Annotated in this window: 12 protein-coding genes; 9 read left to right on the forward strand and 3 right to left on the reverse strand. The window is 39.2% G+C overall.

From position 1 onward, the window contains the following. Positions 1 to 36: 36 nt before the first annotated feature. Entirely contained in the window at positions 37 to 1578 is a 1542-nt protein-coding gene (gene amaB, locus ACIQXP_RS10535; protein ID WP_293743855.1) for an L-piperidine-6-carboxylate dehydrogenase, read from the reverse strand. A 116-nt stretch (positions 1579 to 1694) separates the two neighbouring features. Here amaB and ACIQXP_RS10540 point away from each other — a divergent pair, with 116 nt between their 5' ends. The 9 genes from ACIQXP_RS10540 (at position 1695) to ACIQXP_RS10580 (ending at position 11780) form a co-directional block, all read left to right on the forward strand. Next, on the forward strand, positions 1695 to 2585 hold the full coding sequence (locus ACIQXP_RS10540; RefSeq protein ID WP_387505409.1) for a TraB/GumN family protein: 891 nt from the start codon (positions 1695 to 1697) through the stop codon (positions 2583 to 2585). A 56-nt stretch (positions 2586 to 2641) separates the two neighbouring features. Beyond that, positions 2642 to 5149 carry a M1 family aminopeptidase gene (locus ACIQXP_RS10545; RefSeq protein ID WP_387505408.1) on the forward strand — a complete coding sequence of 836 codons (2508 nt, stop codon included), beginning with the start codon at positions 2642 to 2644 and terminating at the stop codon, positions 5147 to 5149. 538 nt (positions 5150 to 5687) lie between these two features. After that, positions 5688 to 7091, forward strand: coding sequence for a tetratricopeptide repeat protein (locus ACIQXP_RS10550; RefSeq protein WP_090980999.1), 1404 nt, complete (start codon positions 5688 to 5690; stop codon positions 7089 to 7091). Positions 7092 to 7151: 60 nt separating this feature from the next. Next, positions 7152 to 7919 (forward strand): phosphosulfolactate synthase, encoded by a 768-nt coding sequence (locus ACIQXP_RS10555; protein ID WP_090980997.1) that lies wholly within the window; start codon positions 7152 to 7154, stop codon positions 7917 to 7919. An 84-nt stretch (positions 7920 to 8003) separates the two neighbouring features. Next, positions 8004 to 8747, forward strand: a complete 744-nt coding sequence (locus ACIQXP_RS10560; protein WP_387505407.1) for a shikimate dehydrogenase family protein — start codon at positions 8004 to 8006, stop codon at positions 8745 to 8747. A gap of 47 nt (positions 8748 to 8794) precedes the next feature. Further along, positions 8795 to 9382 (forward strand): gliding motility lipoprotein GldD, encoded by a 588-nt coding sequence (gldD, locus tag ACIQXP_RS10565; protein WP_387505406.1) that lies wholly within the window; start codon positions 8795 to 8797, stop codon positions 9380 to 9382. Positions 9383 to 9424: 42 nt separating this feature from the next. Further along, the gene (locus ACIQXP_RS10570; RefSeq protein WP_387505405.1) at positions 9425 to 10063 is read left to right on the forward strand and encodes an MBL fold metallo-hydrolase; all 639 of its coding nucleotides are present in this window, start codon (positions 9425 to 9427) and stop codon (positions 10061 to 10063) included. Positions 10064 to 10159: 96 nt separating this feature from the next. Then, a complete protein-coding gene (locus tag ACIQXP_RS10575) occupies positions 10160 to 11395 on the forward strand; it encodes an ABC transporter permease (protein WP_387505404.1) in 1236 nt (411 codons plus the stop codon). Position 11396: 1 nt separating this feature from the next. Then, entirely contained in the window at positions 11397 to 11780 is a 384-nt protein-coding gene (locus ACIQXP_RS10580) for a hypothetical protein (protein WP_090980986.1), read from the forward strand. Positions 11781 to 12336: 556 nt separating this feature from the next. On the opposite strand, the gene ACIQXP_RS10585 is transcribed toward ACIQXP_RS10580, so the two are convergent. Together ACIQXP_RS10585 and xylA are read right to left on the reverse strand one after the other, a co-directional pair. After that, positions 12337 to 14004 (reverse strand): sodium/sugar symporter, encoded by a 1668-nt coding sequence (locus ACIQXP_RS10585; RefSeq protein WP_090980983.1) that lies wholly within the window; start codon positions 14002 to 14004, stop codon positions 12337 to 12339. A 195-nt stretch (positions 14005 to 14199) separates the two neighbouring features. Then, positions 14200 to 15531: a xylose isomerase gene (gene xylA, locus ACIQXP_RS10590; protein WP_293743873.1), complete on the reverse strand. Its 1332-nt coding sequence runs from the start codon at positions 15529 to 15531 to the stop codon at positions 14200 to 14202. Between the last annotated feature and the right edge of the window lie 10 nt (positions 15532 to 15541).

The raw sequence follows: 15541 nt of genomic DNA on the forward strand, positions 1-15541 counted from the left end.
AGCTGGTCGGGATTATAAATTCCGGCCAGCATTTAATTAGAGATCAAATTTAATACCCTGCGCCAATGGTAAGGTATTCGAATAATTGATGGTGTTGGTTTGCCTGCGCATATAAGCTTTCCAGGCATCCGATCCACTTTCACGGCCGCCACCTGTTTCTTTTTCGCCACCAAAAGCCCCGCCTATTTCGGCGCCTGATGTGCCGATGTTTACGTTGGCTATACCACAGTCAGATCCATTTGCTGATAAAAACTGTTCTGCCTCTCTCAAATTTAAGGTCATAATGGCTGATGATAATCCTTGCGGAACAGCATTTTGGAAGGCAATGGCCTCGTCTAATGTTTTATATTTAATCAGGTATAAAATGGGTGCAAAGGTTTCGTGCTGAACAATTTTATAATCATTTTGAACCTCGGCAATGCATGGTTTTACGTAACATCCGCTTTTGTAGTCATCGCCGGCTAAAATGCCACCTTCTACCACAAAACGGCCGCCTTCGGCCTTGCATTTAGCTATCGAATCTAAGTAGGCAGCAACCGCGTCAGTATCAATCAATGGTCCTACATGGTTATTTTGATCTAAGGGATTACCGATGCGCAACTGTGCGTAAGCTTTAACCAGCTTTGCGGTAAAAGCATCATATACACTTTCGTGGATAATTAACCTTCTGGTTGAAGTACACCGCTGGCCTGCAGTACCAACCGCGCCAAATACCGCACCGATTAAACTCATATCCAAATCGGCATGTTCTGAAATAATAATAGCATTATTACCGCCGAGTTCCAAAAGGCTTTTCCCTAGTCTTGCGCCCACAGCAGCACCTACCGCCTTGCCCATGCGTGTTGATCCTGTAGCAGAAATTAAAGGAATTCTTCCATCGTTGGTCATGAGTTCGCCAATTTCCCGATCGCCTAAAACCAGGCTGCATACGCCTTCAGCTATATCATTATCGTTAAAAACTTTTGCTATAATATGTTGGCAGGCTATAGCGGTTAAAGGTGTTTTTTCTGATGGTTTCCAGATGCATACGTTGCCGCAAACCAAAGCCAGGGCTGCGTTCCAGCTCCAAACCGCTACCGGGAAATTAAAGGCCGAGATAATGCCAACAATTCCCAGTGGATGCCATTGTTCATACATCCGGTGGTTGGGGCGTTCGCTGTGCATGGTTAAACCATACAGCTGCCTGGATAAACCTACGGCGAAATCACAGATATCGATCATTTCCTGCACTTCGCCTAAGCCTTCCTGTAAACTCTTTCCCATTTCGTAAGAAACTAATGTACCCAGGCCATCTTTATTTTCACGAAGTGCATCGCCAAACTGGCGTACCATTTCTCCTCTTTTAGGGGCTGGAACCGAACGCCAGGCCGTAAATGCCTCCTGTGCTTTGGTTACAACAATATCATAATCGGCTGCGCTGGCAACTTTAGCCGAAGCAATCAGTTTGCCATCCACAGGAGAATAGCTTTCCAATGTTTTTGCGTTTGCAGCCCCGCCCCAGTTACTTCCTGTGCTGTAGGCTGCATTTTCTGCTTTTACGCCTAGTCTGTTTAAAATAGATTGAATATCTGTAGCCATATTTCTAACGGTTTACACAAAAAAACAAAAAAATAAGGGAAGCAGGCTACATTTTACCCTTAACTTTATCACAATTCTTAATATCTTACCCTAATTTTACTCATCACCAGTATTAAATGAAAAACATTAAACTATTATTGGTTGCGCTTTTATGCTTCGTACTCAATCTTAATGCGCAGCCAAAAAAGGCTACCAACACCCTGCTTTGGGAAGTATCAGGAAATGGATTAAAGAAACCTTCTTACTTATTTGGAACACATCATTTTACAAACAAAGAGTTTGCAGATACGATGCAGGTTTTACAGGAGAAATTAAAATCGGTTAATGGTGTGGTGGGCGAAATTGTAATGGATGGAACCTTACAGGGCCGGATGGCCCCATTTTTAGTAATGAAAAACAATACACTTGACAGTGTATTTACCCCTGCCGAATACAAAGAAGTAGACGATTATATTAAAGCCAGAAATCCGGCTGTAAACTTAAAGCAATTAAACCGATTTAAGCCAGCAATGGTTGGTGTGCTGATTATGCTTCTTGACAACCCCGAAATGAGAAGTCTGACGAATGGCATAGACGAAAGCTTTCAGAAATATGCAAAAGACAACGCTAAATCTATACACGGCTTAGAAACGGCCGAATATCAGGGCGCATTGTTATTTGATGACGATCTGCAAAAACAGAAAAAAGCCCTGCTTAAATCAGTCAGGGAATCGGATAGGAATAAGATTAAATTGCAGGAACTAACGGGTTATTACCTGGCGCAGGATATCGATAAATTAACCCAGTTCTTTAAAGCACAGGATGAAGAAACTAAAGAGTTTATGACCGAGATGCTTAAAAACCGGAATCAACGCTGGCTGGATCAGCTCCCTGCCCTGATGGAAAAGGAATCGTTGTTTATTGCCGTTGGCGCCGGTCACTTAGTGGGTAACGATGGCTTGATAAAGGGACTGCAGGCTAAAGGTTATACCTTAAAACCGATAGCAACCAATAAAAGTAAATGGTAATTACCACAATTCTTAATATCTTGCCTTCAAGATACTGACTTATTAAAATCATAAAAATGAATAAAAAAATTATTGCCTGTGGCATACTATTGGCAGCGGTTTTTGCAAGTAATCCGCTTTTGGCGCAGGAAAAAGCCGTAGAAAAATCAAACCTGGGCGTTTATCGGGTAACCCCAACCAAAATCAATGATCTGGTGCATACCAAACTAGATGTTTCATTTGATTACGCCAAGCGCTACCTGTATGGTAAGGCCTGGATAACTTTAAAGCCACATTTTTACACCACCGATTCACTCACACTAGATGCGCAGGGGATGGACATTAAAACCGTTGCGCTGGTTGGAGCCAAAGCAAATACCCCCCTTAAGTACACTTATAATGATAATAAGTTGTATATCAATTTAAATAAAAAGTATACCAATAACGAAAAATATACAATATACATCGCCTATACAGCGAAACCTGACGAATTGAAAGTAAAGGGAAGTGCGGCCATAACCGATGCCAAAGGTTTATATTTTATCAACCCTGATGGTACCGATAAAAACAAGCCTACCCAGATCTGGACGCAGGGCGAAACAGAATCTTCATCGGCATGGTTTCCAACAATTGACAAACCCGATCAGAAAACAACCCAGGAAATTTCGATGACGGTAAAATCGAAATACACTACCCTGTCGAACGGGAAATTGGTAAGCCAAAAAAATAATGCCGACGGTACAAGAACCGATACCTGGAAAATGGATTTACCCCACTCGCCATACTTATTTATGATGGCGATAGGCGATTTTAAAATCAACAAAGACAATTATAAAGGTAAAGAAGTTAGTTATTACCTGGAGCCGAAGTATGCGCCATACGCGAAACAGATTTTTGGTAAGACGCCCGATATGATCCAGTTTTATAGCAATTTACTGGGTGTGGATTATCCATGGAATAAATATGCGCAGGTGGTAGCCAGAGACTATGTTTCAGGGGCGATGGAAAATACTACAGCCACTTTACATGGCGAACAGGTACAAAAAACAGACCGTGAGCTGTTGGATGGAAACGAAGAAGGTACCATTGCACATGAGCTTTTTCACCAATGGTTTGGAGATTATGTCACCGCTGAATCGTGGTCTAATTTAACCATGAATGAATCTTTCGCCACTTTTGGCGAGATCATCTGGCATGGGCGTGATGCCGGTAAGGATGCGGAAGATAAGTCACGTTACGAAAAATTACAGTCTTATCTTGGTTCTACTAAAAAAGGTGAAAGCCCGGTTTTGGCCCGCTTTTATTACAATGATAAGGAAGACATGTTCGATAATATCAGTTATGCCAAAGGCTCGGTCATTCTATATGCCCTAAAAAACCAAATGGGCGATGAAGCTTTCTACAAATCGCTTAACCGCTACCTCACTACCAATGCCTTTAAAAATGGCGAAACGCACCAGTTGCGTCTGGCAATGGAAGATGTTACCGGAAAAGACTGGAGTCCTTATTTTAATCAATGGTATTACAATGGTGGCCACCCGATTTTAAGTATCGATTATGGTTATGAAAATGGAAAAGCAACCATTAAAGTTAAACAAACACAGGATACCAGCGTACAAACCTTTACGTTGCCGGTTAAACTTGATATTTATGCAGGAGGTAAAAAAATCAGGAAAGAAATTCTGATCAATAGCCGTGAGCAGGATTTTAGTTTTGAGGTAAGTGCAAAACCAGATTTAATCGATTTTGATGTGGATAAAATTTTAGTTGGCGAAACCAATGACAATAAAACGGCCGAAAATTATTATTTTCAATACAAAAATGCGCCAAGTTATGCCAATAGGATTGATGCTATACAGTTTATTATGCAGAGCAAAGCCAACAGCGGTCAAATGGTGCTATTAGAAGGTTTGAAAGATAAATCGGCAGATTTACGCGCATTGAGTATTGCCGGCATTAATTTAAAAGATGCCCAGATTAAAGCAGCAGCGTTACCTGTTTTACTTCAGATTGCCAAAACAGATAAAAATACAGATGCCAGAGCAGCTGCAATTGTGAAATTAGCTGAAACCGGAGACCAGGCCTATAAAGCTTTAATGTCAGAAAGTTTAAAAGACAGATCTTACAGGGTAATTGCTGCGGGCGTTGATGGTTTGGCTAAACTGGCACCGCAGGAAACGACGTCGGCCATAGCAGCGTTAGATGAAGAGACGAAGACGCATATCGCACCGTCAATCGCTACCTTATATGTCAGCGATCCAAAGGATGACTATCAGGCATTTTATGATAATATTATGCTTACAGGTGATAGGGATAAGATATTTGGTGTAATTGGTCAGTATTTTCAGTATTTAAGAGCCAATACTAACCCTGCAGTTACCGAGCAAGGTATAACGAATATTGGTAATGCTATTGAAAGATTAAAATTGCAGCCTTATTTAAACAAACAACTTGCTGGTGCTTATAATGCTACTGCCCAGGGCAAAACTAAACAGGCAAATGGCGCAAGCGGAGAAGAAAAAGCCAAATTGAATAAGCAGGCGGAGTTATTTAAAAAAGGAGCTGCCGATTTAGGAAAGGAATAATGAGCAGGCATTCGTCATTGCGAGAAGGCTTTTTCAGCCGATGAAGCAATCATAAGGGAAGATTCGTATCCAGCATGAAAGATTGCTTCGTCGTACCTTCTCGCAATGACGGTCTCTGTAAGCGCGAGATCTGTATAAAACTCTTGACGTCTAAGAATTAATTACAGGCGCTTTTCTCCCCGTATCAATAACGTAAACGGTTTGCCAGTCATGGTTTCTTCATCGCTTTGAGCAAACCCCCTTATAATAAAGCAGACAAAAACAGGGCAAACACGGTTAATCCTTTCATCCCTCTTCATTAGTATATGCCATAAATTTATAGTATTTTTGTGAAAGAAGGGAAAAGGAACCGCGATGCTGCAACAAATCTTGTCGATTATCCACACATCTTAACTATAGTTAACAGGCTTTATATTCAGCTGTTTAGCGCTTTTGCGGCTATTGATGTTAATAATTATTTTAAAAACGGATAATTAAAATTGCTAAAATTATAAGGTGTTTTTCTGCTTATTGGCACGGTTCTTTAATAGTATAATATATGGAAGAAGAATTCTTTTTTGAATCCAACGAAGATGCACAACGCTCAGTAGAACGTTACGAAGAAATGCTGCGGAACCAGGATCAGTATTTTTTCGATGCAGGGGCATTCGAATACATTGTAGATTTTTACATTGAGAAAAATGATCCGGTCAAAGCTTTGCAGGTAGTTGATTTTGCAATCAGTCAACACCCTTATGCCACAATTTTTTTAATTAAACAGGCTCACCTCTACATCTTAACGAACAATAGCGAAAAGGCTTTTATTGCTTTGCAAAAAGCTGAACTTTTAGAACCATCTGAACCAGATATTTATCTGCTCCGCGGTAATATTTTCCAGAATACCGAACGTTTTGACGAGGCTCTGGAAAATTATGAAAAAGCTTTGGGACTGGCCGAAAGTACGGATGAGATATTACTGCAGATGGCTTATGTTTACCAGAGTATGGGCGATTATGAAAGTGCCATTACCTATATCAAGCTTAGCTTAGAGCAGAATATGGAAAACCAGGATGGTTTGTATGAGCTTGCTTTCTGTTATGATGTATTAGACAAACAAGAGGAAAGTATCAAATTTTATCAGCAATATATTGATACTGATCCGTATTCTTATGCGGCCTGGTACAATCTGGGCAATAGTTTCCATAAGTTAAATCTTTTCGAAAAAGCAATCGATGCTTATGACTATGCCATTTTGATTAAAGAAGATTTCAGTTCAGCCTATTTTAACAAAGGAAATGCGCTGGTGCAGCTTGATAAATATGATGAGGCGATAGAAGTTTATAAACAGACTTTTGAGTACGAACAGCCCAATGCCGATACTTATTGTGCCATTGGCGAATGTTACGAGAAACTGGAGAAAATGGATGAGGCCCGTTCTTACTATAAAAAATCGGTAAAAATGGATCCTAAAATGGCTGATGCATGGTTTGGGATCGGGGTTACACTTAATTTCGAGGAACGTTATTTCGAATCATTGCACTTTTATAAAAAAGCGATAGACCTGGAAGCGGAGAATGCAGATTTCTGGTTCGCCATGGCCGATGCTTATTATAAGCTGGGCCAGATTGATGAGTCGATCGAAGCATATGAAAAAGTACTGGAGTTTAATCCTTTGGATGTTGAAGCCTGGCTGGATTTTAGTACTGTGCTCTATGAACAGGGAAAATTGCGTGAAGCAGCGGAAACAATGGCAGAGGCAATTAAAAATAACCCTGAAGCTGCAGAACTGTATTATAGGATGGTAGCCTATCTTTTCGCCATAGGAAACTATGCTGATGCATTGGGTTATTTGGAAACCGCTTTAACAACTGACCCAGATAAACATTATATTTTGTTTGAATACCTACCGCAATTACAGGATAATAGTGCCATTTTGAGTGTTATAAACCGATATATAAGGTAACGACCTTGTGAGAAAAATTTAACAAATAAATCTGAAATTTTTTTTCACTTTTGTACGCATATGAATTATCCTTTATTAAACGTTCCCGAACGTCCGACTAAACCGCGCCAAAAGGGCTTAACAATGGTTATGGATAAGGGATTGAGCCTACGCCAGGTTGAAGATTTTATTGAAGTTGCCGGCATACATACAGATATTGTAAAATTAGGTTGGGCAACATCGCATGTTACGCCGAACCTTAAAGAAAAACTGGCTTTATATAAAAGCGCAGGCATTCCTACCTATTTTGGTGGAACATTATTTGAAGCTTTTATTATCCGTAACCAGTTTTCAGATTACCAGCGTGTTTTAGATCAATACGGAATGGAATATGCAGAAGTATCTGATGGGTCTATCGAAATTGAGCACGACAAAAAATGCGGATTCATTAGCGAACTGGCTAAACAGGTTACCGTTATTTCTGAAGTAGGCAGTAAAGATGCCGCTAAAATATTTGCCCCTTACAAGTGGATCAAATTAATGCAGGCCGAAATTGAGGCAGGCTCGTGGAAAGTAATTGCAGAGGCCCGCGAGGGTGGTAACGTTGGTATTTACCGCGGAAGCGGTGAAGTACGCGAAGGATTGGTTGATGAAATTTTAACGCAGATTCCGGAAGAAACCATTATCTGGGAAGCTCCTCAAAAAGAACAACAGGTTTGGTTCATTAAGTTGATTGGCAGTAATGTAAACCTGGGTAATATTGCTCCGGCAGAAGTAATTCCGCTAGAAACCATCCGTTTAGGATTACGAGGTGATACTTTCGATTATTTCCTGAATAAGGTAAAATAAAGACAAAATTCGTCATTGCGAGGCGCATAGTTAAATAAACCTTACAGGTTTCAAAAGCCTGTAAGGTTTGCTTGTTATATCAATATGAAAAAATACGGTTTAATCGGTTACCCACTTTCCCACTCGTTCTCTAAAAAATATTTCACGGAAAAATTTCACAATGAAGGCATTACCGATCATCAATATGAGCTTTTCCCGATCGCAGATATAAAATCGTTGCCTGACCTGCTGAGTGAAAATCCATCACTTTTTGGCCTTAATGTAACCATTCCGCATAAGGTTAATGTGCTGTGTTATTTAAATGAAGTAGATGAAGCCGCAGAAAAAATTGGTGCTGTAAATTGTATTTCAATCAGAAGCTTTGAAGGTGAAAGTTATTTGAAAGGTTATAATACCGATGCTTATGGCTTTGAAGAATCGCTAAAGCCATTGTTAGGGCCGCAACATAACAAAGCGCTTATTTTTGGCGATGGTGGCGCAGCAAAAGCGGTAAAGTATGTTTTGGAAAAGTTGAATATCGAATACCAGGCAGTGGTGCGTAAGGCAACTTCAGGAACCATATTATATTCGGAGATTACCCCAGAAATTTTGGCTTCGCATAAATTATTAATCAATACCACGCCGTTGGGCATGTCACCAAATGTAGATACCTTTCCGGATATTGATTACAGTTTAATCGGGCCTGGACACCTGGCTTACGACCTGGTTTACAACCCACTCGAAACTGCATTTCTGGTTAAGGCTGCTGCTGGCGGTGCAAGAACAAAAAACGGACTTGAAATGTTGCATCAGCAAGCTGAAAAAGCCTGGGCCATCTGGAATAAATAATTTAGCTTATCTTTATCCTGTTAACCAGTAAGCAGATTTTTTGAGGAATGAAAATAAACCAGTTGATTTTTTTACTCTTTGCACTGCTTTTATGCGTAACAGCTTGTCAAAACCACGATTACAGCCCGAAACCAAAAGCCTATTTCAGGATTGTATTCCCTAAAAAAGATTATACCACATTTACCAAAGCAGTTCCCTTTACGTTTAAATACCCGACTTATGCTACTGTAGAGCAAGATCAAAGCCGCGATGCTCAAAAAAACTGGTACAATTTGCACTTTAAAAAATTTAACGGCTTTCTGCATTTAACTTATTATGATGTTTCAGGGAAAAGTGAGTATGATGAAATGGTGGAAGATGCCAGGAAGCTTGCCTTTAAACACACCATAAAAGCAAGTGCGATAGATCAAAAAATGATTAATTACCCTGACCATAACGTTTATGGCATTTACTATGCCATTGAAGGAAATACGGCATCTTCCGTTCAGTTTTTTTTAACAGATAGTGCTAAACATTATTTTAGAGGAGCTTTATACTTTAATGAACGCCCACAATACGATTCTATTGAACCCGTTGTTAAATTTATTAAAAAAGATATCGATACCTTGATTTCTACTTTCAGGTGGAAAAATTAGTTTATTATTTCTGTTCTTTGAACAGACTTTTTCTAAATACTTATGATTACAGTAAAAACCTTCACTTTTAACGCTTACAGCGAAAATACCTATGTGCTTTATGATGAAACAAAGGAATGTGCCATTATTGATCCAGGTATGTATGAAGGTTTTGAGCAAAATGAATTGGCCGCTTTCATTAAACAGGAAGAGTTGAGTCCTGTTTTGTTGCTTAATACACATTGCCATCTTGATCATATTTTCGGCAATAAATTTGTGGCTGAAACCTATGGTTTAAAACCACAGTTTCATAAAGGTGAATTGCCGATTTTAAATGCCGTTCCAGGTTATGCACCATCAATGGGCTTTACCCGTTATGAAGTATCTCCTTTGCCAGATACCTTTTTGCCTGAAACAGGGACAATTTCTTTTGGTAGTAGCAAACTGGAACTGATTTTTGCTCCGGGACATTCGCCGGCACACCTTTGTTTTTACAGTGCGGCTGATCATATGTTAATAGGAGGTGATGTGCTTTTTTATGGGAGTATCGGGCGTACCGATCTGCCAGGCGGTAACCATCAGCAATTAATTCAAAACATTTCTGATAAACTTTTTGTCTTACCTGATGAAACCAAAGTTTATCCTGGCCATGGACCAGCAACGAGCATTGGTTTTGAAAAACAACATAACCCGTTTTTTTGATGTAAAATGGAAAATGGATAAGGGATGATGTAATTCACATCTTACATATTCCATCTCACATTACTGCCATCTTACATTTTAACTATATTTACTGCTGTGAATACATCGTTTTACATTGCCAAAAGGTATCTTTTTGCCAAAAAGTCAACCAATGCCATTAATCTGATTTCGGGCATATCAATGGTAGGAGTAATGGTTGGCAGCGCAGCTTTGATTATTATCTTGTCGGTTTTTAATGGGTTAGAAACCGTGGTGCTGAATATGTTTGATACCATTACACCGCAAATTGCGATTACACCAGCTAAGGGGAAGACTTTTGATCCGAATACAGGTTATTTTAATCAGCTTAGAAAAAATAAAGATGTGGCGGCTTTTACCGAAGTGCTGCAGGAAAATGCATTGTTGAAATACAACAATAAGCAGGCTGTGGGAATGGTAAAAGGGGTAAGTTTAGATTACTTAAAGAACACAAAACTAGACAGTACCATTAAGGAAGGCCGTTTTATATTGCATAACAAAAGCGGTGATAATGCGGTAATCGGTTCTGCATTACAAAGTTATTTGGCTGTTAATACAGTTGATCCTTTTACCGAGCTGGAAATTTATTCGCCAAAAAAGGATATCGCTGTAAATACGATCAATCCGGCTGATGATTTTGTGGTCAAAAATATCCGGGTTAGCGGTGTTTTTGAAGTGCAACAAGATTTTGACAATGGGATTATTGTTCCACTCGATTTTGCACGTGAGCTGCTAGGGGAAGATAAAAATGTATCTGCTATCGAAATTAATCTGCAACCAGGTGTTGATGTAGATGATTTTAAAAATGAAATAATCGAAAAGGCCGGAAAAGATTATGAAGTCAGAAATCAGGCCGAACAAAATAAGTCACTCTACCATATCTTAAATACCGAGAAATGGGCTGTGTATATTATCCTTACTTTTATCCTGATTATTGCTATATTTAATATCATAGGGTCGTTAACCATGTTAGTAATCGATAAGGTAAAGGATGTGGCCATTCTAAGCAGTTTAGGCGCAGGAAAGAAATTAATCAAACGTATATTTTTATTTGAAGGCATGATGATTACCATGTCTGGCTGTGTATTGGGGCTAATCATAGGAATTATATTTTATTATTTTCAACATACCTATGGGTTGATTAAAATGGGCGATGAAGTAAATAAAACATTGGTAAGTTCTTATCCGATTGCATTAAAATGGAAAGATTTTGTATTAGTTTTTATTACAGTAGGTATCTTCTCATTTTTGGCATCTGCTTTGTCATCCAATTTAAGCGTTAAAAAGATAGATCAAATTAATCAAACGATATAAAATGAAGTTATTTAAGCAAGCAATTGTACTTGTTGTGCTCCTTGGCGTAGCCGCTACAGCTTGTAACAGGAATGATAAAGCCGAGGGAGAAAAGAACAATCTTAAAATTGTAAAGGGTTTGTATACATTTGGCCCTGAAATGAAATCAATTACGCTATGTGAGGATACCCGCGAATTTTGGGTTACAGACAGTGTTAAAAAATTAGAGTTATCGTACAGTAATTTAGGTTTCGAAAAGCCTTATGAGCCGGTATACGTAGAACTCGAAGGTTATTTTACCAAAACCGATACCGCTACCGTTGCGGCCGATTTCGATTCTACCCTGGTGGTTACTAAAGTGATCAAAATAAGCAAAGAAATTCCAGACGGACCCTGCGCACAATAATTTTTAACCGTAGAGTTAAGCGCAGCGTTTCTACGAATTAATAAATAGAGTTGGGTTTTCAAACTCAATATTTCAGTTAAACAGAGTTTAATTTATCGATTAAGTTCTGGTAAGCTGGGTTTCGTTAATTACATAGTCTTATCATTTCTATTTTTTGAAGCGCAATTGAAATGCTGACTAATTACAGTCCTGCTTTCCGTTATAAGTCCGCGATCCCCGCCTGTCCTTAGAGTTAAGCGCAGCGTCTCTACGGGCTGATGAATAGGATTTTTTTTTCAAACTCAATATTTCAGATAAACAGAGTTCAATTTTTCGATTAAGCTCGGGTAAGCCGGGTTTGGTTATTACATAGTCTTATTGTATTTTTTGAGCCACAATTGCAATACTGACTGGTAATTGCAGTGCTACTTTCCGTTATAAGTCCCCTGCCTGTCCGTAGAGCTAAGCACAGCGTCTCTACGGATAGGTGAAAAATTGAGCATTATTATAATATTATTAGAAAAACAAAAAAGGCCCGCAATTTTCATCGCGAGCCTTTTGTATACTATTTTTAATTTTACCAGAAGGTAGAGTAAAGCGCAACTAAAATTCCGAATACAATCAGTGATCCAACGGCAAACGAAGGATGAACTTTGAACATGCTTGAATCTACTTCTAAACCATTAGATTTATCGCCTTTGCTGTTCTCGAACATACTGATGGCAAACATCACTATTATACAAACTACAAATACAATTCCCATTCTATCCAGGAAAGGTATTTCATAAACTCCGTCTGCATTGGCTACCGAGAATCCAAAATTGTGAAGGAAAGATAAATCCATCATTCCTGGCAAGAATTTTAGCAATACCGATAAACCAAAACCACCTATAGTGGCAAATAAAGCTGCATTAGAAGTAGTTTTTTTCCAGAAGAAGCCTAAGATAAACATTGCAAAAATACCAGGACTTACAAAACCTGTATATTCCTGAATAAATTCGAAACCACCTTTTTTATCAATACCTAAGAAAGGAGAAATGGCAATTGCGATAGCCATTGCAACAATAACAACTACGCGTCCGGTACCTACCAGTTTCTTTTCAGAGGCTGCCGTATTAATGTGTTTCTTAAAAATATCCAGGGTAAAAATAGTAGAGATACTATTGATTTTACCCGCCAGTGAAGCAACAATTGCTGCGGTTAAGGCCGCGAAAGATAAACCTTTAAGGCCTGTAGGCAGAATATTCAATAAAGTTGGGTAAGCCCTATCCGGACGAAGTTCTCCACCCGGCATCATTGAATTTACATCAATACCAGTTTTTTCTGTATATAACATATATACTGCAATACCCGGTAGTACCACAATTAATGGCATTAAAAGCTTTAAAAATGCGGCAAATAAGATACCTGCCCTAGCCGTTTTCAGATCAGCACCTAAAGCACGTTGAGTGATGTACTGGTTACAGCCCCAATAGTTTAAGTTTACAATCCACATACCGCCAAGCAATACCGTCATACCTGGTAATGAGGCATAATTTGCACTATCTTTTTTGAAGATCATGTGGAAATGATCGGGTGCTTTTTCCCTTAAAAACGATAAACCATCTAACACGCCATGGCCACCAAAATGGTCGCTCACCAAGTTAAGTGCCAGATAAGTAGTTGCTAAACCGCCGAAAATTAAAAATGCCACCTGAATTACATCCGTGTAACCAATTACTTTCATGCCACCCAACGCTATGATTACAGAAAAAATGGCGAGGCCGATCATACAATACCAAAAGCCAATACCCGAAATACTGCTTACAGCGAGTGCACCAAGGTACAAGATAGAGGTTAAGTTTACCACAACATACAATAACAACCAAAACACAGCCATAATCATGGCTACCGTGCCATTATAACGCTGACTCAAGAATTGTGGCATGGTGTAGATCTTATTTTTAAGATATACGGGAATAAAAAATGTGGCTACAATTACAAGCGTTGCAGCTGCCATCCATTCGTAAGTAGAAATGGCTAATCCCATTTTAAATCCATCGCCGCTCATGGCTACGAATTGCTCGGCACTAATATTAGAGGCAATTAAAGAGGTACCAATGGCCCACCAGGTGAGTGAACCTTCTGCAAGGAAATAATCCTTGCTGCTCATCTGCTTCTGCTTTTTACGATGGTAAATCCAAAAGCCATAAACTGCCACAATGGCAAAGTAGGCTAAAAAAATAATGTAATCTGTGACTTTCATTTAAGTTATTTGGTTTAGAAATCTAAATGTAGCAAAATCATAAATTAATCTCCGCTTTTTTTGAATTAAAAAATGTTAAAATGACGTTTATTAATTTAATCCATGGTCTGTGTCTCCACAGACTATGCTAATTAAATCAAACGCAAGTGGTCTGTGAGGACACAGACCACGGAGATTACATTTTATAAAAATGAATTAAATATACCGGTTAATAAGGTTCTCAAGATATTCCTGCTTTCCGCTGCGCACCTCTGGTTCGCCGTTTTCTGCAGCGTAATTCCTTAAGTCTTCTAAACTTAATTTTCCTTGTTCAAATTCGGCTCCCTTTCCGCTATCAAATGAGGCATAGCGGTCGGCCCTTACCTTTTTATATTCAGATTTCTGAAGAATGGCGTCAGCAGTAACCAATGCCCTTGCAAAGATATCCATTCCGCCTACATGTGCATAAAACAAGTCTTTCTGATCAGTAGAGTTACGGCGGATTTTCGCATCGAAGTTCACACCGCCACCTTGCAAACCACCACCTTCTAAAATGATTAACATGGCTTCGGTTAGTTCATTAATATCATTTGGGAACTGATCGGTGTCCCATCCATTTTGATAATCTCCACGGTTTGCATCGATAGAGCCTAACAAGCCATTATCTACCGCAACTTGTAGCTCATGCTGGAAAGTATGGCCGGCAAGTGTAGCATGGTTTACCTCAAGGTTTAATTTAAAGTCTGCCAACAGATCGTATTCCTGTAAAAAGCCTTTTACTGTTGCCGCGTCGTAATCGTATTGGTGTTTAGAAGGCTCACATGGTTTCGGTTCAATAAAAAATGTTCCTTTAAAACCTTGTTTGCGTGCATAATCTTTAGCCGTATGTAAGAATTTTGCCAGATGCTCCTGCTCACGTTTCATATTGGTGTTTAATAAGCTCATATAGCCTTCTCTTCCACCCCAGAAAACATAATTTTCACCACCAAGGGCAATGGTAGCGTCTAAAGCAGCTTTAACCTGAGCAGCACCATGTGCCAGTACATGAAAATCAGGATTGGTAGATGCACCATTCATATAACGCTTGTGGCTAAATAAATTCGCTGTTCCCCATAGCAGTTTTACGCCGCTATCTGCTTGTTTTTGTTTTGCATATTCAACAAGTGCCTGTAATCTGCGCTCGTTTTCGGCAACGTCATCGCTATAATCTACCACATCCACATCATGGAAACAATAATAAGGAATCTGCATTTTCGTGATAAATTCAAAGGCTGCATCCATTTTATCTTTAGCCCTTTCTACTGCATCTTTTTTTTCATCCCAAGGGAAAACGTGTGTTGCACCTCCAAACGGATCTGCTCCATTACCATTAAATGAATGCCAGTAAGCACAAGCAAATTTAAAATGCTCATTCATGGTTTTGCCAGCGACTACTTTGTTGGCGTCATACCATCGAAATGCTAATGGATTATCACTTTCCAGGCCTTCAAATTTGATCTGCTCAATGCCTTTGAAAAATTCCGTTGCTCCGGTTACTAATTTTGTCATGTTTTTTTGT

Origin of the sequence: Pedobacter suwonensis, from assembly GCF_044762335.1 — a bacterium.
GTDB lineage: Bacteria > Bacteroidota > Bacteroidia > Sphingobacteriales > Sphingobacteriaceae > Pedobacter.

Excerpts from the sequence above, each read along its gene's own strand:
- amaB (WP_293743855.1), bottom strand. The coding sequence starts at position 1,578 with ATGGCTACAGATATTCAATCTATTTTAAACAGACTAGGCGTAAAAGCA.
- ACIQXP_RS10540 (WP_387505409.1), top strand. The coding sequence starts at position 1,695 with ATGAAAAACATTAAACTATTATTGGTTGCGCTTTTATGCTTCGTACTC.
- ACIQXP_RS10545 (WP_387505408.1), top strand. The coding sequence starts at position 2,642 with ATGAATAAAAAAATTATTGCCTGTGGCATACTATTGGCAGCGGTTTTT.
- ACIQXP_RS10550 (WP_090980999.1), top strand. The coding sequence starts at position 5,688 with ATGGAAGAAGAATTCTTTTTTGAATCCAACGAAGATGCACAACGCTCA.
- ACIQXP_RS10555 (WP_090980997.1), top strand. The coding sequence starts at position 7,152 with ATGAATTATCCTTTATTAAACGTTCCCGAACGTCCGACTAAACCGCGC.
- ACIQXP_RS10560 (WP_387505407.1), top strand. The coding sequence starts at position 8,004 with ATGAAAAAATACGGTTTAATCGGTTACCCACTTTCCCACTCGTTCTCT.
- gldD (WP_387505406.1), top strand. The coding sequence starts at position 8,795 with ATGAAAATAAACCAGTTGATTTTTTTACTCTTTGCACTGCTTTTATGC.
- ACIQXP_RS10570 (WP_387505405.1), top strand. The coding sequence starts at position 9,425 with ATGATTACAGTAAAAACCTTCACTTTTAACGCTTACAGCGAAAATACC.
- ACIQXP_RS10580 (WP_090980986.1), top strand. The coding sequence starts at position 11,397 with ATGAAGTTATTTAAGCAAGCAATTGTACTTGTTGTGCTCCTTGGCGTA.
- ACIQXP_RS10585 (WP_090980983.1), bottom strand. The coding sequence starts at position 14,004 with ATGAAAGTCACAGATTACATTATTTTTTTAGCCTACTTTGCCATTGTG.
- xylA (WP_293743873.1), bottom strand. The coding sequence starts at position 15,531 with ATGACAAAATTAGTAACCGGAGCAACGGAATTTTTCAAAGGCATTGAG.